This is a genomic window from Kocuria subflava, from assembly GCF_012163155.1.
GTDB lineage: Bacteria > Actinomycetota > Actinomycetes > Actinomycetales > Micrococcaceae > Kocuria > Kocuria subflava.
The window spans coordinates 95,287-119,866 of the sequence record NZ_JAAVUN010000004.1 but is presented as its reverse complement, the minus strand read 5'-3'; the positions used below and the strand labels follow the sequence as shown (position 1 = coordinate 119,866).

Annotated in this window: 20 protein-coding genes and 1 pseudogene; 8 read left to right on the top strand and 13 right to left on the bottom strand. The window is 63.9% G+C overall.

Features of this window, described 5'->3' with window-relative positions; genetic code table 11:
- Positions 1–82 precede the first annotated feature (82 nt).
- Entirely contained in the window at positions 83–1,192 is a 1,110-nt protein-coding gene (locus GTW58_RS03755) for a mannose-1-phosphate guanylyltransferase (RefSeq protein WP_119932321.1), read from the bottom strand.
- Between the two features lie 250 nt (positions 1,193–1,442).
- On the opposite strand from GTW58_RS03755, the gene sdhC reads away from it, so the two are divergent.
- From sdhC to GTW58_RS03725, 6 genes are all read left to right on the top strand, one after another.
- Positions 1,443–1,844, top strand: a complete 402-nt coding sequence (gene sdhC / locus GTW58_RS03750) for a succinate dehydrogenase, cytochrome b556 subunit (RefSeq protein WP_255349586.1) — start codon at positions 1,443–1,445, stop codon at positions 1,842–1,844.
- Positions 1,845–1,863: 19 nt separating this feature from the next.
- Positions 1,864–2,352 carry a succinate dehydrogenase hydrophobic membrane anchor subunit gene (locus tag GTW58_RS03745; RefSeq protein WP_119932322.1) on the top strand — a complete coding sequence of 163 codons (489 nt, stop codon included), beginning with the start codon at positions 1,864–1,866 and terminating at the stop codon, positions 2,350–2,352.
- Between the two features lie 114 nt (positions 2,353–2,466).
- Positions 2,467–4,218, top strand: coding sequence for a succinate dehydrogenase flavoprotein subunit (gene sdhA, locus GTW58_RS03740; protein ID WP_047688489.1), 1,752 nt, complete (start codon positions 2,467–2,469; stop codon positions 4,216–4,218).
- Positions 4,218–4,982 (top strand): succinate dehydrogenase iron-sulfur subunit, encoded by a 765-nt coding sequence (locus GTW58_RS03735; RefSeq protein ID WP_119932323.1) that lies wholly within the window; start codon positions 4,218–4,220, stop codon positions 4,980–4,982. The genes sdhA and GTW58_RS03735 overlap by 1 nt, the downstream gene beginning before the upstream one ends.
- A gap of 311 nt (positions 4,983–5,293) precedes the next feature.
- Positions 5,294–6,691 carry an IS30 family transposase gene (locus tag GTW58_RS03730; protein WP_029603730.1) on the top strand — a complete coding sequence of 466 codons (1,398 nt, stop codon included), beginning with the start codon at positions 5,294–5,296 and terminating at the stop codon, positions 6,689–6,691.
- A 281-nt stretch (positions 6,692–6,972) separates the two neighbouring features.
- Positions 6,973–7,251: a hypothetical protein gene (locus GTW58_RS03725; RefSeq protein WP_119932324.1), complete on the top strand. Its 279-nt coding sequence runs from the start codon at positions 6,973–6,975 to the stop codon at positions 7,249–7,251.
- 120 nt (positions 7,252–7,371) lie between these two features.
- Here the strand turns inward: GTW58_RS03725 and GTW58_RS03720 are convergent, their stop codons facing one another.
- The 10 genes and pseudogenes from GTW58_RS03720 to GTW58_RS03675 all read right to left on the bottom strand — a co-directional run bounded on the left by GTW58_RS03720 (position 7,372) and on the right by GTW58_RS03675 (position 18,970).
- A complete protein-coding gene (locus GTW58_RS03720) occupies positions 7,372–8,454 on the bottom strand; it encodes a YhjD/YihY/BrkB family envelope integrity protein (RefSeq protein WP_209436317.1) in 1,083 nt (360 codons plus the stop codon).
- A gap of 22 nt (positions 8,455–8,476) precedes the next feature.
- Positions 8,477–9,520: a tryptophan--tRNA ligase gene (trpS, locus tag GTW58_RS03715; RefSeq protein ID WP_119932386.1), complete on the bottom strand. Its 1,044-nt coding sequence runs from the start codon at positions 9,518–9,520 to the stop codon at positions 8,477–8,479.
- 89 nt (positions 9,521–9,609) lie between these two features.
- Positions 9,610–10,461, bottom strand: a complete 852-nt coding sequence (locus GTW58_RS03710) for an exodeoxyribonuclease III (RefSeq protein WP_119932326.1) — start codon at positions 10,459–10,461, stop codon at positions 9,610–9,612.
- A gap of 34 nt (positions 10,462–10,495) precedes the next feature.
- A complete protein-coding gene (locus tag GTW58_RS03705) occupies positions 10,496–11,047 on the bottom strand; it encodes a hypothetical protein (RefSeq protein WP_047692449.1) in 552 nt (183 codons plus the stop codon).
- 116 nt (positions 11,048–11,163) lie between these two features.
- Entirely contained in the window at positions 11,164–12,060 is an 897-nt protein-coding gene (locus tag GTW58_RS03700) for a bifunctional methylenetetrahydrofolate dehydrogenase/methenyltetrahydrofolate cyclohydrolase (RefSeq protein WP_047692448.1), read from the bottom strand.
- The gene (gene glyA / locus GTW58_RS03695) at positions 12,060–13,346 is read right to left on the bottom strand and encodes a serine hydroxymethyltransferase (protein ID WP_047692447.1); all 1,287 of its coding nucleotides are present in this window, start codon (positions 13,344–13,346) and stop codon (positions 12,060–12,062) included. The genes GTW58_RS03700 and glyA overlap by 1 nt, the downstream gene beginning before the upstream one ends.
- A gap of 157 nt (positions 13,347–13,503) precedes the next feature.
- Positions 13,504–15,246, bottom strand: a complete 1,743-nt coding sequence (locus tag GTW58_RS03690; protein ID WP_119932327.1) for an acetyl/propionyl/methylcrotonyl-CoA carboxylase subunit alpha — start codon at positions 15,244–15,246, stop codon at positions 13,504–13,506.
- Positions 15,243–16,904, bottom strand: coding sequence for a 5-oxoprolinase subunit B/C family protein (locus GTW58_RS03685; protein ID WP_119932328.1), 1,662 nt, complete (start codon positions 16,902–16,904; stop codon positions 15,243–15,245). Before GTW58_RS03685 ends, GTW58_RS03690 begins: the two co-directional genes overlap by 4 nt.
- The gene (locus GTW58_RS03680; protein ID WP_119932329.1) at positions 16,901–17,668 is read right to left on the bottom strand and encodes a LamB/YcsF family protein; all 768 of its coding nucleotides are present in this window, start codon (positions 17,666–17,668) and stop codon (positions 16,901–16,903) included. Before GTW58_RS03680 ends, GTW58_RS03685 begins: the two co-directional genes overlap by 4 nt.
- Positions 17,669–17,693: 25 nt before the next feature.
- Positions 17,694–18,970 (bottom strand): annotated as a pseudogene (locus GTW58_RS03675) (NRAMP family divalent metal transporter).
- A gap of 168 nt (positions 18,971–19,138) precedes the next feature.
- Between GTW58_RS03675 and GTW58_RS03670 the strand changes: the two are divergent.
- The gene (locus GTW58_RS03670; protein ID WP_119932330.1) at positions 19,139–19,777 is read left to right on the top strand and encodes a GntR family transcriptional regulator; all 639 of its coding nucleotides are present in this window, start codon (positions 19,139–19,141) and stop codon (positions 19,775–19,777) included.
- A 241-nt stretch (positions 19,778–20,018) separates the two neighbouring features.
- Complete coding sequence (locus GTW58_RS03665; protein ID WP_119932331.1) at positions 20,019–23,297, top strand: beta-phosphoglucomutase family hydrolase; 3,279 nt, start codon at positions 20,019–20,021, stop codon at positions 23,295–23,297.
- 110 nt (positions 23,298–23,407) lie between these two features.
- On the opposite strand, the gene GTW58_RS03660 is transcribed toward GTW58_RS03665, so the two are convergent.
- Both GTW58_RS03660 and GTW58_RS03655 read right to left on the bottom strand, forming a co-directional pair.
- Entirely contained in the window at positions 23,408–23,929 is a 522-nt protein-coding gene (locus tag GTW58_RS03660; RefSeq protein WP_081994445.1) for a gamma carbonic anhydrase family protein, read from the bottom strand.
- A 35-nt stretch (positions 23,930–23,964) separates the two neighbouring features.
- A complete protein-coding gene (locus GTW58_RS03655; protein ID WP_119932332.1) occupies positions 23,965–24,558 on the bottom strand; it encodes a TetR/AcrR family transcriptional regulator in 594 nt (197 codons plus the stop codon).
- Positions 24,559–24,580 lie beyond the last annotated feature (22 nt).

The following is a 24,580-nucleotide window of genomic DNA, read 5'->3' as shown; positions in this document are numbered from 1 at the left end:
TTGGGGCATTGCCTCAGAATACGCCGCGACCCGCACCTGCTGGTGCGGGTCGCGTGGTGCTCTCAGCCGAACGAGCGGCTGATCACAGGACGTCGGTGTCCCCGGCGGCCTTCAGCGAGTTCACGGTGTCCTTCACACTCTGCGCGTGCTCGCGCGTGGTCACCAGAAGAGCATCCGGGGTGTCGACGACGACGATGTCCTCCACCCCGATCAAAGCCACCACTCGGCCGGTGTCCGAGACCACGATGCCTGAGGAGTTGTCCACCAGCACACGGGTGTTCTCCCCCAGCACGGCCACGTCATCCGACTCCCCCACATGGTTGAGCCGAGACATGGCAGCAAAGTCTCCGACGTCGTCCCAGTTGAAGGTACCCGGAACCACCGCGACGTCACCGGCTGCAGCAGCGGGCTCGGCCACGGCGTAGTCAATCGCGGTCTTGGGAAGGGTTTCCCACACGCGGGACATGACCTGGTCCTGGCGCACGGTGCCCCAGGCATCGGCGATGGCCTGCAGACCCTTGAACAGCTCGGGCTCATTGGCTTCCAGGTGCTGCAGCATCAAAGCTGCCGGCGCCACGAACATGCCTGCGTTCCACAGGTAGTCACCGCTGGCCACGTAGGCGCGGGCGGTGTCCTCATCCGGCTTCTCCACGAACTGCTCCACACCGCGCACGGAAGGGGCGCCGTCGATCCCCAAGTCCTGACCGGCCTTGATGTAACCGAACCCGGTGGACGGGGAAGCCGGCTGAATGCCGATGGTCACGATCTTGCCGGTGCGGGCCGCATTCACGGCTTCCACCACGGCATCCTGGAACGCACCGGCCGGCTCGATCACGTGGTCGGCGGCGAACGAGCCCACCACGCAGCCGGGGTCGCGACGCTCCAGCAGCATGCAGGCCAACCCGATGGCGGCCGCGGAGTCGCGCGGTGAAGGTTCCAGCACCAGGTCCTTGGCGGAGAGTTCCGGCAGTTGCTGGCTGACCGCACCCGCGTGACCGCGGCCGGTCACCACCATCACGGGATCCGTGGTCAACGGAGCCAGACGCTCGTAGGTGGCACGCAGCAAAGATGATCCGGAGCCGGTGAGATCCAGCAGGAACTTGGGCGCATCCGCGCGGGACAGCGGCCACAAGCGGGAACCGACGCCACCGGCGGGAATGAACGGGTGGAAATGCTCAAGAGGTTGGGTCACGCTCGGATCCTAACCCGGCCACCACACCAGGGGCGCAGTGGGCGAGATACTTGTCACATCAACATGACCGCTGCGTGACGCTGACACCCTGTCTCCAAGTGGCACTTTGACGCCCGTCAGGCTGGTAAGGTGGCCCCGAGTTCGCTGGAGAATATTGAGGTGAGCCCCAGGCTCCTCCAAGGGTGCAGCACGCATACACACAACAGAGGCGAGCCCAAGCACCCGCAGGTGATACAGGGAGGTATCAAACGTGGCAGCGACAACCACGGAGACCCAGTCTGGGCCAAAATCCGGCACGCTCTATCGGGGCGAATACGGCATGTGGTCCTGGGTTGCACACCGCATCAGCGGTGTGGGCATTTTCTTCTTCCTTCTGGTCCACGTTGCAGACACCGCCATGGTGCGCGTTGACCCGGAGGCTTACAACGCCGTCATGGAGACGTACAAGAATCCCATCATGGGTCTGGGCGAGGCCGGCCTGGTGGCGGGCATTGTCTACCACGCCTTCAACGGCATCCGAATCATCCTGATCGACTTCTGGTCCTCAGGAGCCAGGCACCAGAAGAAGCTGTTCTGGGGAGTCGTCGTGGCCTGGGTTGTGGTCATGGTGCCCTTCCTGATCCGCCACCTCTACAACATCTTCTTCCACTGATCGCTGAGGGATAACAAGCATGAGCACTCCGCTGAAGCCCCAAATTGCCGTTCCTCGCAGCAACGACCGCATTGTCAACGGCGTCAAGTACAACCGTTCCGGCTCCGGCCGCAGCAAGTTCGAGATGCTGGCCTGGCTCTACATGCGCCTGTCCGGCGTCATCCTGCTGGTGTTGGTCTTCGGTCACCTGATCGCCAACCTGATGGTCCCTGAAGGCGGCGTCCACGCCATTGACTTCGGGTTCGTGGGCGGCAAGTGGGCCAACCCGTTCTGGCAGGTCTGGGACCTGGCCATGCTGTGGTTGGCCATGCTGCACGGTGCCAACGGCATGCGCACCATCATTGATGATTACGCCGAGCGCGACGGCGCCCGCTTCTGGCTGAAGCTGGCCCTGTTCCTGGCCACCGGGTTCATCATCCTGCTGGGCACCTTGGTCATCTTCACTTTTGAGCCCTGCCCCGCCGGTGCAGACCCCGAGCTGCTGGCCTCCTTCTGCCCGGGCGCCTGAGGCTGCACGCGGCTGAGCACAGCCGCACCACCATGCACGTGACGGATGACAGTTGATCTCTGGCCTCAGGCCAGGATCCTCCCGTCTAACTCTCAATAGAAAGACACGTGAAGAATGCAGGTTCACAAATACGATGTGGTCATCGTAGGAGCCGGCGGCGCAGGCATGCGTGCCGCCATTGAATCCGGTCAGCGCGCCAAGACCGCGGTGCTGACCAAGCTCTACCCCACCCGCTCCCACACGGGCGCTGCCCAGGGCGGTATGTGCGCAGCACTGGCCAACGTCGAAGAAGACAGCTGGGAATGGCACACGTTCGACACCATCAAGGGTGGCGACTACCTGGTGGACCAGGACGCCGCTGAGGTCATGGCCAAGGAAGCCATTGAGGCCGTCCTTGACCTGGAGAAGATGGGCCTTCCGTTCAACCGGACCCCCGAGGGCAAGATCGACCAGCGCCGCTTTGGTGGTCACACCCGCGATCACGGCAAGTCCCCCGTGCGCCGCGCCTGCTACGCAGCCGACCGCACGGGCCACATGATTCTGCAGACCCTGTACCAGGCCTGCATCAAGCACAACGTGGAGTTCTACAACGAGTTCTACGTCTTTGATCTGGTCCTGGTGGACACCCCTGAGGGCCGCCGCCCGGCCGGTGTGGTCGCCTACGAGCTGGCCACCGGTGAGCTGCACGTGTTCCAGGCCAAGTCCGTGGTCTTTGCCACCGGCGGCAACGGCAAGGTCTTCAAGACCACCTCAAACGCCCACACCCTGACCGGCGACGGCATGGCCATCGCCTTCCGCAACGGTCTGCCCCTGGAGGACATGGAGTTCGTCCAGTTCCACCCGACCGGTCTTGCGGGCCTGGGCATCCTGGTTTCGGAGGCCGCCCGCGGTGAGGGTGGCATCCTGCGAAACTCCGACGGCGAGCGGTTCATGGAGCGCTACGCCCCCACCATCAAGGACTTGGCACCGCGTGACATCGTGGCCCGGTCCATGGCCAACGAGGTTCGTGAAGGCCGTGGTTGTGGCCCCAACAAGGACTACGTGCTGCTGGACCTGACCCACCTGGAGCCGGCTCACATTGACGCCAAGCTCCCGGACATCACCGAGTTCGCTCGCACCTACCTGGGTGTGGAGCCGTACACGGAGCCCGTGCCGGTGTTCCCCACCGCGCACTACACCATGGGTGGCATCCCCACGGACATCAAGGGTGAGGTCTTCGAGGACTCAGAGAAGACCATTCCCGGCCTTTACGCCGCCGGTGAGGTGGCCTGTGTGTCCGTGCACGGCTCCAACCGTCTGGGCACCAACTCCCTGCTGGACATCAACGTGTTCGGCAAGCGTGCCGGAATCTACGCCGCTGAGTACTCACAGCAGGCCGAGTTCCTGCCGATTCCCGACGACGCCATGGCCGCCACCGAGGCACTGCTCAACAACGCGCTCTCGGCCGAGGGCTCGGAGAAGGTCGGTGCGATCCGCAAGGACCTTCAGGACACCATGGATCTAAACATGCAGGTGTTCCGCACGGAGGAGTCCATCAACAAGGCTCTCTCAGACATTGCAGCCCTGGAGGAGCGTTACAGCAACATCGCCATCCAGGACCACGGCAAGCGGTACAACCTGGACCTGCTGGAGGCCGTGGAACTGGGCTTCCTGCTGGAGCTGGCCAAGGTCATGTCCGTGGCGGCCCTGCATCGCCAGGAGTCCCGTGGCGGCCACGCCCGTGAGGACTTCCCCAAGCGTGATGACGAGAACTTCATGGTGCACTCGATGGTGTACCACGACCCCACATCGGACACGGCCGGTATCCGTCAGGAAACCAAGCCCGTCATCTTCACCCATTACGAGCCGATGGAGCGTAAGTACTGATGTCCACCGCTACCGCTGAAACGACTCAAAACAACTCCGAGGCCGGGGCCATCCCGTCCTTTGACGTCACCGTCCGGGTGCGTCGCTACAACCCTGAGGTCTCCGAGGACACCCGCTGGGACGAGTTCAAGCTGACCATGTACGGCACGGACCGTGTGCTGGACTGCTTGCACAAGATCAAGTGGGAGATCGACGGATCGTTGTCATTCCGCCGCTCCTGCGCCCACGGCGTGTGTGGTTCGGATGCCATGCGCATCAACGGCCGCAACCGCTTGGCCTGCAAGGTGCTGCTCAAGGACTTGGACCTGTCCAAGCCTTTGATCATCGAGCCGATCAAGGGCCTGCCCTGTGAGAAGGACCTGATCGTGGACATGGAGCCCTTCTTCCAGTCCTACCGCGAGATCATGCCGTTCCTGGTGAACGTGGACAACGAGCCCGAGCGAGAGCGTTACCAGTCCGCTGAGGACCGTGCCCGCTTTGATGACACCACCAAGTGCATCCTGTGCGCAGCCTGCACCTCCTCCTGCCCCGTGTTCTGGACGGATGGCCAGTACTTTGGTCCGGCAGCGATCGTGAACGCTCACCGCTTCATCTTTGACTCCCGTGACCAGGCCGGTGACATGCGTCTGGAGATCCTCAACGACAAGGAAGGTGTGTGGCGTTGCCGCACCACCTTCAACTGCACCGAGGCCTGCCCGCGTGGCATCGAGATCACCAAGGCCATCGCCGAGGTCAAGAAGGCAGCACTGTCCCGCTCCATGTGAGACGCCGCTGAGATCAGCAGCCAAGGGCCCGAACGCATCTGTGCGTTCGGGCCCTTCGCCTTTTCTCGCCCCCGGTGCCATCCCAGGTGGACGGTGCCGACGCGCCCTACACGCGGCACGCTTTGCCCTACGCGCTACGCCTTGCGCGCTGCACGCCACACGCCGCACACGTGCTGCACCCACGCGGCGCGGCTGCCGTGTGGGCACATCGGCCCTTGTCGTGGCAGTTTGGGTGACCCGTCAACACTGAGATCCATGTTCTCAAGGCGGATTCAACTGGTCGTCGCAACACCTCGATCGGGAGGTGTCAGATGGTTCGTCGTCAGCAGGCAGCAGATCGGGCGGAGCGACCGAAGCTTCGGTCCCCTGGGCATCCGAAGTTCCAACGGCATGTCGAGGCGGCGTTCTGGGCGGAGATCGCCAAGGGGCTATTGCCCATCGAGGCTGCTGCCGTGGTCGGCGTGGCGCAAGCTGTCGGTCAGCGATGGTTCCGCCACGCTGGCGGCATGCCTCCATTCGATCTGAAGTTCACGCCAACCGGACGCTACCTGTCGTTCGCTGAGCGTGAGGAGATCGCATTCCTGCGTGCTCAGGGACGCGGCGTGCGCGAGATCGCTCGAACTCTAGGCCGTAACCCGGGGACGATCTCCCGTGAGCTGCGCCGGAATGCGGCCGTCCGCTACGGAAGTCGCGGGTATCGAGCGTCGGTTGCGCAGTGGAAGGCCGACATGGCCGCGAAACGCCCGAAGGCGGCGAAGCTGGTCACGAACGTGCGGTTGCATACCTACGTCCAGGACCGATTATCGGGGCAGATCGCCACGCCTGATGGCAAGGTGATAATCGGTCCCGAGCCCCCACGGTTCACGGGGATCAACAAGCCCCACCGTAAGCACCGCGGGTGGTCCACGGCGTGGAGTCCGGAGCAGATCAGCAACCGGCTCAAGGTCGACTTCCCCGATGATGAGTCCATGCGCATCAGTCACGAGGCGATCTACCAATCCCTCTACATTCAGGGCCGCGGCGCGCTCAAACGCGAGCTTGTCTGGTGTCTGCGCACGGGCCGGGCGCTGCGCGCGCCGCGGGAACGGTCACGCCGCAAGACTTGGGCGCACGTCACTCCTGGAACGCTGATCAGCGAACGTCCCGCAGAAGCCGGAGACCGAGCTGTTCCCGGCCATTGGGAGGGTGACCTGCTGATTGGGCTCGAGCGCTCAGCGATTGGCACCGTCGTCGACCGCACGACCAGGTTCACGATGCTGGTCCACCTCCCCCGTGAGAAGGGATACCGACACAAGGAAACACCCAAGAACGGCCCCGCGCTGGCCGGCTATGGCGCGATCACGATGAAGAACGCGCTGGCGAGCACGATGTCGACGCTGCCCGCCCAACTGGCGAGGTCGTTGACCTGGGATCGCGGCAAGGAGATGTCCGCTCACGCACAGTTCACGGTCGAGACGGGCATCCCGGTGTTCTTCGCCGATCCGCAGTCCCCCTGGCAACGCGGCACGAACGAGAACACCAACGGACTACTGCGCCAGTACTTCCCCAAGGGCACCGACCTGTCGAGCTGGACGGCAGAGGAGATTGAAGCCGTCGCTCACGCACTCAACACAAGGCCCCGCAAGACCCTCGGCTGGAGAACCCCTGCCGAAGCCTTCAACGAGCAGCTACTGTTGCTCCAACAAGCCGGTGTTGCAACCACCGGTTGAACCCGGTCAATTCATGGTCCTGCGGGCACTCTTCGCCTGTCGAACTTTCTCCCCGCCACCACGCACCCGGAATGGATGAGAGGTCATCCACGCCTGATGTCCACGCGGCGTCGTCGTGGTGAAGCCGTTGTCCCCAACCGGCCCTCAGAGCCGGATCGCGCATTTGGGCGGACAGCACCACCCCTGGTGGCATTGATAGTTTCTGCATGTCATACGTCATTCGGCGCCGAATGGACAGTACTGGCACGCCATGCAACACCACCGATCAATGATGTGACCTGATGAAGAAGAGCACCCTTCCCGCAGCCATCGCTTTGGCGGCAGCACTGACCGCCGTGGGCGCGCCCGCTGCCAACGCCACCTACTCCCACCCCTCGCACACCACCACGGTGTCCCAGGGCACCAAGAGTGGCCATGATGCCGGCAAGTACGACGTCGGTGCAGGCACGTACGACCTGCTCACCGGGAAGTACAAGATCGTGAAGGACGTTCACGGCGTGATCTGGACCAAGGTGCACACCCTGACCTCGTTCGGGTGGGCCTGGAAGTGGTACTGCTGAGGCACGGACCCACGTTGGGTGAGCTCAGCTGACCCAACCAGGGGGACGCTTGTGTCCCGCATCCAACCTTGGGTGCGGGACACAGGCGTCTCCCGGATGGATTTCGCCGGACCGCGTGGACTACAGCGAGCGTTCGTGGGAGCGGACCCGGTCCAGGAGGTTGGCGTCAATGGGAGTCACGGCGCGGTCCTCCCCCGCCGGCGGCGCATGGCCTCCGTTCAGGTCAGCCTGGACCAGCGCCCCAAAAGCCGTGGCAATCAAGATGATTTGGCTGAAGAAGTAGAACCAAAACAGAACACCCACAATGATGCCCACGGAGAGCAGGTACGGGTTGGCGGCCATGTTCTGGATCAGCGCACCGCCCACTTCCCGTAGTGCCACATTACCCAGCACACCCAAGATCAGAATGCAGGCCATGGGCCATTTGCCGGGCTTGAGTTGGGCTAGACCGCGAATCATCAGGAACAGCATGAGGGCATCGGCCAGAACTCCCACCGTGGTGGCTGCCCCGTAGACCAGGCCACCACCCAGGAAGTCCACCAGGCCGCTGAGCCAACCAATGCCTGAGGTGGCACCTTCCAGCAGCCTGAGCGCACCGGCCGCCTCAGCATTGAGCACCAAGGACACCGCCAGAACGGCCACCAGCAGGATCAGCCCCAGGACATCCCGGGGGATCGCTGCGATGGGCGCTCCACGCGCCGGTGGGACCTCAAACATCCGCCGGCAGGACAACCTAATTCCGGCGGCCCACCGCCAGGCCACAAAACACAACAGTGCAGTGGCAATGATGGTGGTCAGCGTGAACGGCTGGGGATTGGCCAGTACGGATTCGGGGATCACGCCGCCGTCACCGGTGTTGATGAGCCCCGGGACGGTCTCATCCACCGCATCCACCACCAGGGCACGCAGCTCGGAGTCATTGCCCAGAATGCGTCCGGCCAGGGAGGCACCGATCACCAGAACGGCAGTGGAGGCAAAGAGCATGTTGTAACTCAACCCGGCCGCCATCAGGGGTCCGCCGTGGAAGAAGTAGTGCATGATCAGCCGACCTGGCAACAAGGTCCAGACGCAAGCCAGCGCAACGTTGAGGGCTTGGCCCACCACCGCCCACCAGCCCGCACCACCGGCACGCTTGGCGTGCAGGATGGAAACCTGCCTGCGGAATTCCCGCTGCAGCCCGGCCTTGTCGACGGCCGAGGGCATGACCCGCGGGGCCTCCATCACCTCAGACATGGCTGGGCGGCAGGAAGCCGACCATGCTGTGGACCTCGGCCAGGGTCTGGGCTGCGATCTCACGGCCCTTCTGCGCGCCGCGCGCCAGAATTCGATCCAGTTCGGCCGGGTCATCCAGCAGTTCCTGGGCCCGCTGCTGGATCGGTTCCAGCGTCTGGTTCACCACCTCAGCCAGGTCCACCTTGAGGTGGCCGTACATCTTGCCTTCGTACTCGGCCACGATCTCCGGGATGGGGCGGTCGGTGACTGCCGAGTAGATGGTCAACAAATTGGCGATTCCGGGCTTCTCCTGGCGGTCGAACCGGATCTCCGTGCCGTCGTCGGTGACTGCCGACTTGATCTTCTTGGCGTTCTCCTTGGCGGCATCCAGCACACGGATCAAGCCGTTGTCCGAATCTGCCGACTTGGACATCTTGGCCGTGGGCCGCTGCAGATCGTAGATTTTGGCGGTTTCCTTCATGATCTTGGGCTCCGGCACCGTGAAGGTTTCCCCAAAGCGGGAGTTGAACCGCTGAGCCAGGTTCCGGGTGAGTTCCAGGTGCTGGCGCTGGTCCTCTCCCACTGGCACCAGGTCACTCTGGTAGATCAGGATGTCTGCGGCCATCAACACCGGGTAGGTGAACAGACCCACGGTTGCCGAATCCAGGCCCTGCTTGGCGGACTTGTCCTTGAACTGTGTCATGCGGGCGGCCTCACCGTAGCCCGTCAGACAGTTGAGTACCCAGGCCAGTTGCGCGTGCTCCGGGACGTGGGACTGCACCAACATGGTGGACTTCTCAGGATCGATCCCGGCGGCAATGTACTGGGCCGCCGTGACGCGGGTGCGCTGAGAGAGTTCCGCGGGGTCCTGGGGCACCGTGATGGAGTGCATGTCCGCAATGAAGAACAGGCAGTTGTTGTCATCCTGCATCTTCACCCAGTTGCGCACCGCACCCACGTAGTTGCCCAGATGCAGCGAATCAGCGGAGGGCTGCACACCGGAGAGCACCCGGGGCTTGGTGGTACCGGAGGCGGTGGGTTCTGTTGATGCGGTCACGGTCAATGCTCTCCCTGGTGGTGCAGTTCGTCAGAAATCAGCGGTGCGCTCCGGGCCAGATGCCCGGCCCTGGCAGCTGGGGTGGTTTGTCAGAAACGGTAGTCCACTACCAGTGGGGCGTGGTCTGAGAACCGGGTGTCGTAGGTGGCAGCACGGTCGACGACGGCGGAGACCGCCTTGGCAGCCAACGCGGGGGTGGCCATGTGGTAGTCAATGCGCCATCCGGCGTCGTTGTCGAAGGCCTGACCACGGTAGGACCACCAGGTGTAGGGGCCCGGCACGTCACCGGCCAAGGATCGCGCCACGTCCACGAATCCCAGGTCACCGAAGTAGCGGTCAAAATAGGCCCGCTCCTCCGGGAGGAAGCCCGAGTTCTTGACGTTGCCCTTCCAGTTCTTGATGTCCAGTTCCGTGTGGCCCACGTTCAGATCCCCCACGACCAAAGCGTGATCTGTTCCCTGCACCAGCGCGGGGAGGCGGTTGGTCATGGCCTCCAGGAAGGCGTACTTGTCCACCTGGCGCGGGGTGTCCACCTCACCGGAGTGCACGTAGGTGGAGACCAAGGTCAGCGTGGAACCATCGGGCAGCGTGATGGTGTCCTCGATCCACCGACCGGAGTCGTTGGTGCCTTCAGCCAGGCCGATTCGCCGCCCGCTGGGAATCAGGGACCCGTTGTGGGCATCACGGCGCACAGCGGTCAGCACTCCGGCGCGGCCCTTGGCCTCGGCCTCGTGGTGGTGGATCTCCCAGGTCTCCTCACCCAGCAGGTCACGCGCGATCTTGTCAGGGGCTCGCACCTCCTGCAGGCACAGGATGTCCACGTCCCGGTCCGTGAGCCAGTCGGCCATGCCGCGCTTGTAGGCGGCACGGATGCCGTTGACGTTCACGGTGGCAACGCGCACCACCTGGTCCCGGGATGCGCTGGGGTTCTGATCAGTCATGAGGGTAAGTCCTGTCGGGGGAAAGCGGCTGGGCTCAGCGGTTGTTGTCGTCGATGACTTCGCCGGTCAGGGGTGTCTGGGAGTCCTGGACCATTCCCATGCCGTTGGAAGCGGTGACAGCCAGGGTGTCCAGGGCTCGGTCCACCTGGTCACGGTCACCCGGTGTGGAACCGTCCGGGGCAGGAAGGTTGGCAGCAATCACGCGGGCCTGGACCATGATGATCTGGAAGGAATGTTCCAGCTTCTGGTCCAGGACGGAACGGTCCTCTGCGGGAGCAGAAGTGGCAGCCGCCATGGGTGCACGGCCAAAGCGACGGTTGGCGTCCTGCTGGGCCTGCTCGATCTGACGTGCTCCGAACTTGGCGGCCTTGCGTACCATCCAGAGCACAAAGCAGGCGATCAACAGCCAGCCCAAGGCAATGGCTGCCAGGACCCACCCCAACACGGAGTTCTCATTGGCGGCCTGCAGGAGGGCAACCACAAAGATCACCACCAGCGCGGTCATCCCGATCAGGGTGATCCAGATGGAAGCCCGGCCGGAACCGGGCGTGGACGGAGACGTGCGCGTGGAACCAATCTGCTGCATGGTCGTATTCTCCCGCACTGATCCAGCGGGAAGAAATTCCACCGGGTACAGAATCGCCCTGGGCGCAACGCACCCAGGGCAATTCTCACGTCACCGGCAACGCGGCCGGTAGTGGGTCAAGCAGCAGGTCCCACCCCTGCGGCACGTTCCGCGGCCTCCACCACGTTGACCAGCAGCATGGCCCGGGTCATGGGACCCACACCGCCGGGGTTGGGAGACATCCACGCGGCACGATGTGCGGCCTCAGGCTCGATGTCCCCGGTGAGTTTGCGCTTGCCGGTCTGGGGATCCTCCACCCGGGACACTCCGACGTCCAACAGGATGGCGCCCTCACGGATCTGATCCGCCTTGACCATGTGCGGCTGACCGGCCGCGGCCACCACCACATCCGCTGCAGCCAAGAGGGCATCCAGGTTCCGCGTGCCCGTGTGCGCCAGCGTGACCGTGGCGTTGATGGCCTTGCGGGTCAACAACAGCCCGATCGGCCGCCCCACGGTCACACCGCGTCCGATCACCAGGACGTTCTTGCCCTTGAGGTCGATGTCATGGCGCAACAGCAGTTCCACAATCCCGTGCGGGGTGCACGGCAGCGGGGAATCCATGGGGTCACTCACGTTGAGCACCAGCTTGCCCAGGTTGGTGGGGTGCAAGCCGTCAGCGTCCTTGGCGGGGTCGATCTTGCCCAGGATGCGATTGGTGTCAATGTGATCGGGCAGCGGCAACTGCACGATGTAGCCGGTGCACGCAGGATCGGCGTTGAGGGATTCGATCTCCGCTTCCAGATCCTCCTGGGTGATCGCTGCAGGAAGATCGCGGCGGATGGAGGTGATGCCCACTTCAGCACAGTCCTTGTGCTTGCCTCCCACGTAGGAGTGGGATGCCGGATCATCACCCACCAGCACCGTGCCCAGCCCGGGAACCTGGCCCTGAGCTGCCAGAGCAGCCACGCGTTCGGTCAGCTCACCCTTGATGGCGGCCGCCGTGGCCTTGCCGTCCAGAACACCTGCTGCCATCACCACTCCTCGAGCCCGCTGTAGAGCGGGAAGTCAGCGGCCAGCTTGTCCACGCGAGCGCGCAGGGCATCGACGTCGGGCTGCGGCTTAAGAGCGGTGGCGATGATCTCCGCGACCTCCTGGAACTCTGTGGCACCAAAACCACGGGTGGCCAGGGCCGGGGTGCCGATGCGCAGACCGGAGGTGACCATGGGCGGGCGGGGGTCAAACGGAACAGCGTTGCGGTTCACGGTGATGCCCACCTGGTGCAAAAGGTCCTCGCCCTGCTTGCCGTCCAATTCGGAGTTGCGCAGGTCCACCAGCACCAGGTGAACATCCGTACCACCAGTCAGCACGGACACACCGGCCTGGGCAACATCAGAGGCAGCCAGACGTTCGGCAATGATCGCAGCACCTTCCAAGGTGCGCTCCTGGCGCTGCTTGAACTCCTCCGTGCCGGCAATCTTGAAAGCCACGGCCTTGCCTGCAATGGCGTGCATGAGCGGCCCACCCTGGTGGCCCGGGAACACGTTGGAGTCGATCTTCTTCTTGAACTCCTCAGTGGTCAGGATGACACCGGAGCGCGGACCGGCCAGGGTCTTGTGCACCGTGGAGCTCACGACGTCGGCATGCGGTACCGGGTTGGGGTGCAGCCCTGCGGCCACCAGACCGGCAAAGTGCGCCATGTCCACCCACAGCTTGGCCCCGACCTCATCCGCGATGGAGCGGAAGGCCTCAAAGTCAAGCTGCCGGGAGTAGGCGGACCAACCGGCCACAATCACCTTGGGCTGGCTGGCGCGGGCCACCTCACGCACCTGATCCATGTCCAGGCGGTGGGTGTCCGGGTCCACCTCGTACGCGGCAATGTTGTAGAGCTTGCCGGAGATGTTCAGCTTCATGCCGTGGGTCAGGTGACCGCCGTGGGCCAGAGACAGGCCCATCAAGGTGTCCCCCGGCTCCATCAGCGCAGTCATGACCGCGCTGTTGGCCTGCGCACCGGAGTGCGGCTGGACGTTGGCGTGGAAGGCACCGAACAGGGCGGTGGCGCGGTCACGTGCCAGGTTCTCCACCACGTCCACGTGCTCACAACCGCCGTAATAACGACGCCCCGGGTAACCCTCCGCGTATTTGTTGGTCAGCACCGAACCCTGGGCTTCCAGCACTGCGCGGGGCGCAAAGTTCTCAGAGGCAATCATTTCCAAGGTGTCGCGTTGGCGTCCAACCTCCGCGCTGATCGCCGCAGCGACCTCCGGATCAACTTCTGAGAGAGGGCGGTTGGTGACATCGGCGAAGGGTGTGGGGCTCATGCGATTCCTCCTGGGCTCACGGGCTCAGGGACCGCAAGCAATCTGGCCAATGGGTGGGTGATTCCCGGGTGGGGCCGCACCGGATGGTGGCTGTGGATGGTCGATCGAATCGAACGAGTTCATTCTATGACCCAGGGCTGCGCACAACGAGGCCACGTCAAGAATCAATGGAAGCCAGCGCCGCACCGGCCTGGATCGGCTCTCCGACCTGGATCAGGTGACCTAACGTCCCTGACGTGTGCGCCGTCACATCGGTTTCCATCTTCATGGCATCCACCACGGCCACGGTTTCTCCTTGGGTGACGGCGGCGCCGTCGTCGGCAATCCAGCGGACCAAGGTGCCCGGGGCAGGTGCGGTGAGGTGAGAGGGATTCGACTCGGTACTGTCCGGGGAAGCGGGACCGGCGCCGGTTCCCAAACCGGCCAGCAGCCCCTGCGGAAGCGCCAGGAGCATCCGGCGACCGTCAATTTCAATCGGGATGCGTTGCAGGGGTGCTTGCGCCGCGGGTTCGGGGCGTGCCTGTGCCTCCAGGGACGGCATCAGGGTGGATTCGATCCACTGTGTGTGGACCGTCAAGTTCCCTGACCCTGCCGATCCATCCTCACCACCTGCGAACTCCTGACGGTCCAGGACCATCTGGGCAAAGGGAATCACGGTGGCAGGCCCCTCGACCACGGTCTCCCGCAGGGCTCGGCGAGCGCGGGTCAGTGCTGCGGCGCGAGAATCAGCATGGACAATCAATTTGGCCATCATGGAGTCGAAGGCCGGCTGCACGGCATCCCCTGTCTCCACACCGGCATCCCACCGCACACCGGGTCCGCCGGCCACCGTGAGGCGGCGGATCTCCCCCGGGCTGGGCAGGAACCCGCGCCCGGGGTCCTCGGCGTTGATGCGGAATTCGACGGCGTGCCCGCACGGGTCAGGGGTCTGGCTGAAGGAAAGCCCGTGACCAAAGGCAATGTTGAACTGCTCCTTGACCAGGTCAATTCCGGTCACCGCCTCCGTGACCGGATGTTCAACCTGCAAACGGGTGTTGACCTCCAGGAAGGACAACGTGCCATCGGCTGCCAACAGGTATTCCACCGTTCCCGCACCTCGATAGGAGACCTCCGCGCAGATGCGCCGGGCGGATTCATGCAGTTCACGGCGTTGATCTGCACTCAGCCCGGGAGCTGGTGCCTCCTCAATGAGTTTCTGGTTGCGGCGCTGCACCGAACAGTCGCGGTCACCGACCACCACCACGTGCCCTGTGCCATCCCCCAGGACCTGAACCTCAACATGCCGGGGTTCTTCCAGGAACCGCTCCATGAAACATTCGCTGCGGCCGAAGGCGGCCTGGGCCTCCCGCCCGGCAGCACAAAATGCCTCCTCCACCTCATTGAAGGACCTGACCACTTTCATGCCGCGGCCACCACCACCGTGGGCGGCCTTGATGACCACCGGAAGTCCGTGCTCTTGTGCGAACTCCACCGCCTGGTGGGCGTCCTGCAGCGGCTCCTCCGTCCCCGCAGCCAAGGGCGCACCCACACGCTGGGCAATGCTGCGTGCCGTCATCTTGTCCCCCAGCGCACGAATGCTCTGCGGGATGGGGCCGATCCACGTGAGCCCTGCGGCCTCCACGGCTTGGGCAAAATCAGCACTTTCGGACAGGAACCCATAACCGGGATGGACAGCCTCAGCACCGCTGCGGCTGGCTGCATCCAGCAGTGCATCCGCGGACAGATAGGTCTGCGCAGCGGTGGCCCCCGGCAAGGCGTGGGCCTCATCCGCCAGGCGGACGTGCATGGCATCAGCATCCTGATCCGCATAGACGGCCACGGAGGTGTGCCCTGCCTCCGCGCAGGCCCGAATCACCCGAACGGCGATTTCCCCACGGTTGGCAATCAAGATCTTGGTCATCGGGGGTCTCCTGGTTCTGTGCCGTTCAGGGGGAGGTGCTCTGTGCCGTTCGACCCGTGCTGCCGTCCAGCCGGGTCCGGCACAGTGAATCGAATGCGAACCCCCGGTGGTAATTGGGCAGCCAGGTCCAGATCCTGGCGGGTCACGGCTCCCACGATCGGGTAGCCACCCGTCAAGGGATGATCTGGCAAGAACAGCACGGGTTGACCATCAGGTGGGACCTGGATGGCTCCCGTGACCGCGCCCTCACTGGGCAGCTCCCCCGTGACTCGGCGCTCCAGGGCCACCTCACCGAGCAGGCGCAGGCCCACTCGGTCCGATCGAGTGGTCACTTCCCAGTCCTGTCCCACCAGCGCTTCCAAGGCGGCAGGTGTGAACCAGTCCTCCCGCGGTCCCAACGTGATGGCCAGGTCCACGGTGTCCCCGGGAGCCGGCAGATCGCGTTGCACGCCCAGCGGTTCAACCGCGTACGGTGCAGCCTCCGGATCCCCCACCGCAATGTGATCGCCGGCTTTCAAGGGGCTCGGACCCAATCCGGCCAAGGTGTCCGTGGCAAGACTGCCCAGGGCACTTTCCGCTTGGATCCCGCCGCGCACTGCCAGCACGTAGCGCAATCCACGCTGCGGGTATCCCAAGCTCAAACGGTCACCGCTGTCCACCGCAAACGGGAGGCCCCCGGACACTTTGTGGTGGGCACCGTTGGTTGCGGTGAGCTGCATCTGCCCCATGGCGCCCGTGACCACTGCAACGCTCGGCGCCCCGTGGTATTCGAGTTCCACCGCACCGATGCACTCGATCACCGGAACCTGGGCATGGTTGCCCACGGCCTGGTTGGCCTGGCGCATGGCGGTTCGATCCGCCGCACCAGAGGTGGAGACCCCCAGTGCCGCGTGCCCGGCTCGCCCGGTGTCCTGAATCAGCATCTGCAGGCCAGGGGAAATCACTGTCAAGGCGTTTCCGTCAGGGCTGGAGCTGGAAACAGCTGCGGGGGTCGGCTCACCAGCGGCGTCGTCGTGAGTTGCAGAAGGTGCCCCACTCACGACGACGCCGTCCCGCGTCTCCCGCTCAAAGCGCACCACGGTCCCGGGTGCCATGAGTGCCGGAGGCTCGCGGTGAATGTCCCACAAGAGATCCCGGGTGTGACCGATCAGCTGCCAGCCTCCCGGGCTCTCACGTGGGTAGATCCCGGTGAACGGGCCGGCCAGACCCACGGCACCTGCAGGAACCCGTGTGCGAGGTGAGGAGCGCCGGGGCACTTGAAAGATCGGGTCCGAACTCTTGGCATAACCGAACCCGGGCGCAAACCCTGAGAAGGCCACCGTCCACTCGGCCGCCAGATGCCGTTGAATGAGCGACTCCTCCGAAAGCCCCAGGAGGTCAGCCACAGATGCCAAGTCCTCACCGTCGTAGGTCACGGGGATGGTGATGTGGCGCGCCTGTCCGTCACAGGACGTGGAGACATCGGTGGATTCCAGTTGGGTCATCAGCGCCTCGGCCGTGACGCGGGCAGGATCAAAGTGGACCAGCACTGTGCTGGCACCGGGCACCAACTCCCTAATGCCGGCAATGTTCTGCCAGGCACGGTTCAACTCCACGGCTTGTTCCAGACTGTCCGCCTGTGCCAGCAGCGCGGTGTCGGATGCCCTGAGGAATTTCATCGTGCTCCGGCAAAAGGCGCGATGGTGACTCCTGCGCTCTCCAGCACACGGCGGGTCTCAGCAGCCATGGCCACGGAACCGGGGCTGTCCCCGTGAACGCAGATCGACTGGGCTTCCAGGCGGATCTTGCTGCCGTCAATGGCCTCGAGCTGGCCATCCTCCACCAGTCGCAACATTCTTTGTGACACTGCGGCGGGGTCATGCAGCACCGCCCCGTCCTGGGATCGTGAGACCAACTGTCCGTCCGGCAGGTAGGCACGGTCGGCGAAGGCTTCAGCAGCCACCGTCAACCCCGCCTCCTGGGCGACCCGCAGCACCACACCGCCGGCCAAACCAAGGAGAACCAGGTTCGGATCAATCGCTCGCACTGCGGCCACCACGGCTTCAGCCTGCCGCTGGTCCCGGGCGATGGTGTTGTACAGCGCGCCGTGCGGCTTGACGTAGGTCATTCGCCCGCCGGCGGCACGAGCCAACCCGTCCATGGCGCCGAGCTGGTACTCCACGTGCGCCTGCAACGTTGCTGAGTCCAGGTCCACCGCAGTGCGTCCAAAGTTCTGGTAGTCGCGGTAGCTGGGGTGGGCCCCCACACTCACACCACCAGACACGGCCGCCCGGACAGTATCCCGGATGCCTTCCGGAGAGCCTGCGTGGAAGCCACAGGAAATATTGGCGCTGGTCACGATCGAGAGCATGGACTCGTCGTCACTGACCAACCGGTCGGGGGTGTTCTCCCCGAGGTCGGAGTTCAGGTCAATTTTCAGCATGGTTTCCTCCTGTCAAGCCGGTATGTCAGCCGGTCACACCCAAGAACGCAAAGATGGGGCCAATCGAAACGCTGCCCATGTACCAAGTCAGCAACGTCACGATGGTGCCCGGGATCAACAACCGCCTCGGATACTTCTGAACTCCCAGTAGATCAGGCCGGAACCAGCCGATGTACATGAAGACCGTCAGTCCCACCGGCAGAATTAGGCCGTTGAACCACCCACAAAGACCAGCAACGCCGCCGGAGCGGTGCCGATGAGCAAGTAGACCACCAACGAAACGGCGATGAATCCGACCGTGACCAGCTGCAGAGGCCACCCCGTGGAGACTTTGCGACTGAAGGTGGAAAGGAATGTGGCCGAGGTGTACGCAGCGCCGATCACGGAGCTCAGTGCCGCCGCCCAGAAGATGGCACCGAAGATGCGCATCCCGGTTTCGCCCAGCACGGCACCAAAGGCTTGTCCCGCAGGATTCGCAGCCTGCCCCGAAACGTCCAAGGCGACCCCTGATGCCACCACACCCAAGATGGCAAGGAACAAGACGTATCGCATGACGGCAGTGACCAAAATGCCGTTGGTCGCCGACTTCATGACCCCAGCCGCATGTTCGGGACCTGTCAGACCAGAGTCGAGGTAGCGATGAGCACCTGCGTAGGTGATGTAACCCCCAACTGTGCCACCGACGACTGTTGTGATGGTGGCAAAGTTGAGCTGGTCCGGGACAACCGTCTGTTGCAGGGCCTCCCCCACGGGCGGCTGGGAGACCACGGCAACCACAACAGTCATACCAATCATTCCGATTCCCAGAATGACCAGGACAATGTCCATGACTCGTCCGGCCTTCTTGACCAAGAAGATCACGATGGCCAATCCACCGGTGAGCAATCCCCCAGTTTTGGGGTCGATGCCAAGCAGTGCATTCAAGCCAAGCCCACCGCCAGCAATGTTGCCGATGTTGAAGGCGAGGCCACCGATGACTACCAAGATCGCGATCAGATATCCAGAGAACGGAATGGCCTGATTGGCCAAGTCACCGGCCCGTCGACCCGATGATGTGATCATTCGCCAGATGTTCAGCTGAACGGCTATGTCGATCAGAACAGACGCCAGGATCGCAAACGCAAACGCAGCACCCATCGTTGCCGTGAATGTTGCCGTTTGCATGATGAAGCCCGGTCCGATGGCTGAGGTGGCCATGAGGAAAATAGCGCCCACGACAGCACCACGTGAGACACGTTTTTTTAGATCCGAGGACCCCTGTCCGATCGCATCGTCGGAGAGCTTGTGACTGGACCTAGCCATGTTGAGACCCCTTCAGCCGAGAAGTGCCAGCAGATGTGATCCTCATCATAGAACACTTCAGGCCTGATTGTTCAACAATATTTGAGACCTTGCATGCCCACACCACGGGTCGACCAAGCAGCATCTGGCCCAGACAGGGACCGCGAGGCTGACCAGTAGAATCACGCCGTGACGCATCGTGATGCTCTGACCGACCACCTACGCCAAAAGATCATCAACGGCGAACTGCTACCGGGTTCGCGCCTGTCCGAGTCCGCGCTGGCCAACCAGATGGATGTCTCTAGGAACACTCTGCGGGAGACTTTTCGGGCTCTCACAGAGCAAGGACTCCTGGGACACGTTCCGTACCGAGGCGTGTCCGTAAAAGCTCCAACGGAGGCCGACGTCCTGGACATCTACCGTTGCCGACGAACAGTGGAGTGTTCTGTCATGGGGCAGGCTCACCCACAGCACCCTGCCGTGGAGCGGATGCTTCGCGCGGTCCAGGAAGCTGAATCGCATGTGACCGACAAGAATTGGTTGGGAATGGGCAGCGCGAACATGGCGTTCCACGAAGCGATCGTGGCTTTGTCTGACAGCCCCCGCCTGATCCGCATGTTCCGCAATGTCTCGGCAGAACTCCGCTTGGTCTTCCTCATGATCGAAGACCCAGGAGCACTTCATGAACCATTCGTGAAGAGCAACCGGGAGATCCTGGAAGCCTTGCTCAGCGATGGCCCCGAAGCCGGGGCAGATGCACTGGAGCAGTATCTGCTCGAGTCTGAACGCTGGGTACTCGGCGCCTACGGGCGCCGACGCATCGACTGAGGACCTCAGGTGGCCAGCCACCCCGTATGCCGCAGCACACACACCCAATTTCTGGCAGGTGCAAGACGTGTGCGCACGCGTGCTTTAATCTGGATCAACACCTGAAACTGGGGAAGGGTGTTCCTCAACCGTGAACTTCTCCAGCCTTTCGACGCACAGCCGCGCCCGATCCCTCAGGTCCTTGGCGGCTGCTGCCGCATCACGACGGACAGGGTAGGGGCTCGTTAGTACAGGAGCACCTGTGAACGCACTACCCACCGCCCCTTTCACAGCCTCGATTCCGCAGGTTCGCGCGGACGAGGCACAGGAGAAGCCCTCAGACGGTCTGCGCACCACCTACGCCGCCGTCATCTTTGACATGGACGGTGTGATCACCGATACCGCTGCCGTGCACGCCACCGCGTGGAAGCTGCTGTTCGACGCCGTTCTGGGCGATGACCGCCTGGAACCACTGACGGCTGGGTCCACCATTGACCGCAGTGAATTCGAGATCACCACCGACTACCGTGATTTTGTGGACGGTCGGCGTCGTGAAGACGGGATCCGTACGCTGCTGGCCTCCCGCGGTGCAGTGCTGCCGGAGGGCACGGACGACGACGCCCCCGGTGAGTGGACTGTTCAGGGCCAGGCCGCCCTGAAGAACACGTACTTCGGGGAAGCCCTGGAGGAGCAGGGTGTGCGCGTGTTCGACGGCACGGTCAAGCTGATCGAGCGTCTGCGTGAAGCCAAGGTCCCCGTGGGTCTGGTGACCGCGTCCCGCAACTCCGGAAACGTTTTGGAGCGGGCGGAACTGAGCCACCTGTTCGACCACATCGTGGACGGGGCCACGGCTGCCAAGCTGGGCCTGCCCGGCAAGCCCGCCCCGGACACGTTCCTGTTGTGTGCCCAGGAGCTGGGTGTGGATCCCGCTCAAGCGGTTGTGGTGGAGGACGCCGTGGCCGGCGTGGAAGCCGGTGTGGCCGGTGGATTCGGGCTGGTGGTGGGCATTGCCCGCCACGGTGACCGCCAGGCCCTCTACAACGGTGGCGCCCACATGGTGCTCAACGACGTTGCAGAGTTGGACCTGGGTGCTGCCCGCGAGGACTCTTGGAAGCTGATCTTTGACGGGTTCGACCCCGCCGTCCAGGCCCGCCGTGAGTCGCTGCTGACTTTGTCCAACGGCTACATGGGTGTCCGCGGCTCACACTCCGAGCGCTCCGCGGATGGCATCCACTACCCCGGCAACTACCTCTCCGGTGTGTTCAACCGCGTGGTGAGCCACATCAACGGGCGCGACATTGAACACGAGTCCATGGTCAACGCCCCCAACTGGACCCACCTGGACCTGCGGGTTTCCGGTGGCACCTGGTTGTCCGAGGGCGGGTTGGAGTACGCCCAGGAGCGCACCGAGCTGGATCTGCGCACCGGTGTGCTGACCCGCACCATGACCCTGACGGATCTTCACGGGGACGCCACGGAATCCGGCGAGCGCCCGCAGCTGCATGTGTGCCAGCGCCGCCTGGTTTCCCTGCGCCTGCGCCACCTGGGCGCCCAGGAAACCACCATCACGGCCCTGAACTTCAACGGCCGCATCCACGTGCGCACCGGCATTGACCCCGCCGTGACCAACGACGGCGTCAAGGAGTACAAGGAGCTCAACGCCCACCACCTGACCACGGTGGAGTCCACCACCCTGCCGGATGAGGCCGAGACCCTCATGGGTCTGGTGACCACCAACCAGTCCCAGATCCAGATCGCCACCGCCCAGCGCACGGTGGTCCACGGTGGTGCCGCCATTCGGGCACGCCGTGAGATCCGCCCCGGTGGCACCGAGTTCCGCCGCCACCAGATCGGTGTGCGCCAAGGCGAGCCCGTGGTGGTGGACACCACCACCGCAGTGGTCACCAGCCGCGATGCTGCCATCGGCTCGCCCCGTGACGGTGCGCTGTCCCAGTTGGACCGCAGCCCCCGCGGTTTCCAGGGCCTGCTGCCCGGTCACGAGTTGGCATGGCAGCGCCTGTGGGACCGTTACGACGTCGACCTGGAACCGGACGAGGCCCCCGAGGAGCTTCTGACCCAGCTGGCGCTGCGCACCCACGTGTTCCACACCGCGCAGACCCTGGCCCCCCACCTGTCCACCCGCGATGCCGGTGTGCCGGCACGTGGTCTGCACGGTGAGGGCTACCGCGGGCACATTTTCTGGGATGACGTCTACATCCTCCCCCTGATCTCCCTGCACGAACCCCACGTGACACGCTCCCTTTTGTCCTACCGGTGGCGCCGTTTGCCCATGGCCTACTACCGGGCACAGGAGTTCGGGCTGAAGGGTGCCGCGTTCCCGTGGCAGTCGGGTTCGGATGGCCGTGAGGAGACCCCGCCGGAGCTCTACAACCACCACTCACAGCGGTGGCTGCCGGACAACTCCTGGCGACAGTTCCACGTGGGTCTGGCCATTGCCTACAACGCGTGGCACTACTACGAGACCACCGGGGACATCGACTGGCTCTCCGGCCAGGGTGCCGAGCTGCTCATTGGCATCACTCGCCTGTTCGCCTCGCTCACGGAGTTCGACGAAGCCGATGGCCGCTACCACATCAACGGTGTGATGGGCCCGGATGAGTACCACGACGGCCCGCGCGGCCAGCACGGTGGAGGCCTGAAGGACAACGCCTACACCAACGTGTTGGCGGCATGGCTGTTCCGCCACTCTGCGCACATCTTCCACGACATGGTGGATCACCAACGAGAAGAGCTGATGGCCCGGTTCGGCGTGACGGAGGACGAACCCGCCCGTTGGCTGGAGATGTCCCAGAAGCTCTCCATCGCCTTCAACTCCGATGGCACGATTTCCCAGTACGACGGGTATGACGACCTGGACGAGCTGGACTGGGACTACTACGAGAAGAAGTACCGCAACATCGGCCGCCTGGATCTCCTGTTGGAGAACGAGGGCGACATGACCAACAACTACAAGCTGGCCAAGCAGGCCGACACCATCATGTTGGTCTACCTGTTGGGCCCGGAGGGCCTGATCGAGGAACTGGGTCGCATGGGCTACCAGATCGATCACGACGTGGTGGAACGCACGGTGGACTTCTACATCGCCCGCTCCTCCCACGGTTCTTCCCTGTCCAAGGTGGTCAACGCCGCCGTGCTGGCGTGGCTGGCACCGGACCGGTCCTGGGCCTCCTTCCAGGACGCCCTAGTGGTGGACATGGACGACACCCAGGGCGGCACCACCGGCGAAGGCATCCACATGGGTGCCATGGCCGGGTCCGTGGACGTGGTCACCCGTGCCTACGCCGGCATGCGTGTGCGCGGTGACTGGTTGGAGTTCAGCCCGCACCTGCCGCGGCAGCTGGATGCCGTGAACTTCACGGTGCTCTACCGCAGCCAGGTCATCCGCGTGTGCATCGATCACGAGGTCCTGGAACTGGAGGGCAGCTCCAAGCGGGCCGAACCCGTGACCATCCACATGCAGGGCGCCGAATACGTCCTGAAGGGTGGCCAGAAGATCGCGGTCTCCATCCGCAACCGCTGACCTCAGTCGGCAAGACCGTTTCACGACGACGACGCCCCGGTCATCCCCCTACGCCATCGAGCGGCGGGAGGACCGGGGCGTCGTCGTTGTTCTGTGCGGTGGGTGGAGACTCAGCGGTGGAGGTCGCGGTGCTGTGCAGAGAGTTCCAGATAGGTTGCGGCGTTGGCCGTGACCTTCTGCTGCTCCTGGTCCGTGAGTTCACGGCGAACCTTGGCGGGGATGCCTGCCACCAGTGAACCGGGTGGGATGATCGTGCCTTCCAGGACCACAGCACCTGCTGCCACCAGGGAGCCGGAACCCACCACGGCACCGTTGAGAACGGTTGCAGACATGCCGATCAACACGTTGTCCTCCACCGTGCAGCCGTGCAAGACCGCGGCATGCCCCACGGAGACTCCCGAGCCGATGGTGCAGGGAAACTCTGGATCCGAGTGGACGGTGCAGTTGTCCTGCAGATTGGAACCGGCACCCAGGCGAATGGGCGAGCGATCAGCTCTGAGAACCGTGCCGTAGAAGATCCCCGCGCCCTCCCCCACGTGGACATCGCCGATCACGGTGGCGTTGGGGGCCACAAAGGCATCCTGTGCAATCTGAGGGGACGTTGCGTCCCAGGCAGCAATCACGGGTTCCACGGTGCTCCTCCTTGAGCAATCAGGCAACGTCTGGGTCAGCCAACAGCAGCTATGGTGCGGGCGTACTCAACATAAGCCTCATGCGCGAATCCCGGAAGCAGTTGGGACTGCACCACCCAACCGTGAATGACGGACAGGACGGCTTGGGAGAACATGCCCACCCAGTCGGTGGCTTCCTGCTGGCTCAGACCCAGTTCAGCAACGGCCCAGGCTGCAAACTGGTCACTGATCAGGCTGCGCACGGCTTCCAGGTGCACTCCCAGAGCGCCTTGGACGTGGGTCTCCACAGCGGCCTCACCCCAGGTGATCAGCAGCAGACGTGCCAGGCGGGGTTCAGCGGCCAAGGATTCCAGCACGCCCACCAGCCACTGCTCGGGGTCAAAGGGATGGGTGACCCGCTGCTGGGCCAGCTCAAAGACCTGATCCAATGCTGTGGTGGCGCAGGCCAGTACCAGCTCCGACTTGCCTCCCGGGAAGTGGTTGTAAATCGCACCGGCGGAGAGCCCAGTGGCTGCAATGACCTCGTGCATGGAGGCTCCGCGGTAGCCCTCCGCCAGGAAGCACTCCGTGGCAGCGTCCACCATGGCACGGCGACGGTTCTGACGGTATTGCTCACTGACCTTGGGCATGGACAAATCCTACGCAGTCAGT

Bases quoted from the DNA above. Each gene is read 5' to 3' on its own strand.
- GTW58_RS03720 (WP_209436317.1), bottom strand. From the start codon at position 8,454: ATGCCCTCGGCCGTCGACAAGGCCGGGCTGCAGCGGGAATTCCGCAGG.
- GTW58_RS03735 (WP_119932323.1), top strand. From the start codon at position 4,218: ATGTCCACCGCTACCGCTGAAACGACTCAAAACAACTCCGAGGCCGGG.
- GTW58_RS03725 (WP_119932324.1), top strand. From the start codon at position 6,973: ATGAAGAAGAGCACCCTTCCCGCAGCCATCGCTTTGGCGGCAGCACTG.
- GTW58_RS03730 (WP_029603730.1), top strand. From the start codon at position 5,294: ATGGTTCGTCGTCAGCAGGCAGCAGATCGGGCGGAGCGACCGAAGCTT.
- GTW58_RS03690 (WP_119932327.1), bottom strand. From the start codon at position 15,246: ATGACCAAGATCTTGATTGCCAACCGTGGGGAAATCGCCGTTCGGGTG.
- GTW58_RS03685 (WP_119932328.1), bottom strand. From the start codon at position 16,904: ATGAAATTCCTCAGGGCATCCGACACCGCGCTGCTGGCACAGGCGGAC.
- GTW58_RS03680 (WP_119932329.1), bottom strand. From the start codon at position 17,668: ATGCTGAAAATTGACCTGAACTCCGACCTCGGGGAGAACACCCCCGAC.
- GTW58_RS03700 (WP_047692448.1), bottom strand. From the start codon at position 12,060: ATGGCAGCAGGTGTTCTGGACGGCAAGGCCACGGCGGCCGCCATCAAG.
- GTW58_RS03705 (WP_047692449.1), bottom strand. From the start codon at position 11,047: ATGCAGCAGATTGGTTCCACGCGCACGTCTCCGTCCACGCCCGGTTCC.
- glyA (WP_047692447.1), bottom strand. From the start codon at position 13,346: ATGAGCCCCACACCCTTCGCCGATGTCACCAACCGCCCTCTCTCAGAA.
- GTW58_RS03655 (WP_119932332.1), bottom strand. From the start codon at position 24,558: ATGCCCAAGGTCAGTGAGCAATACCGTCAGAACCGTCGCCGTGCCATG.
- GTW58_RS03745 (WP_119932322.1), top strand. From the start codon at position 1,864: ATGAGCACTCCGCTGAAGCCCCAAATTGCCGTTCCTCGCAGCAACGAC.
- sdhA (WP_047688489.1), top strand. From the start codon at position 2,467: ATGCAGGTTCACAAATACGATGTGGTCATCGTAGGAGCCGGCGGCGCA.
- GTW58_RS03710 (WP_119932326.1), bottom strand. From the start codon at position 10,461: ATGACTGATCAGAACCCCAGCGCATCCCGGGACCAGGTGGTGCGCGTT.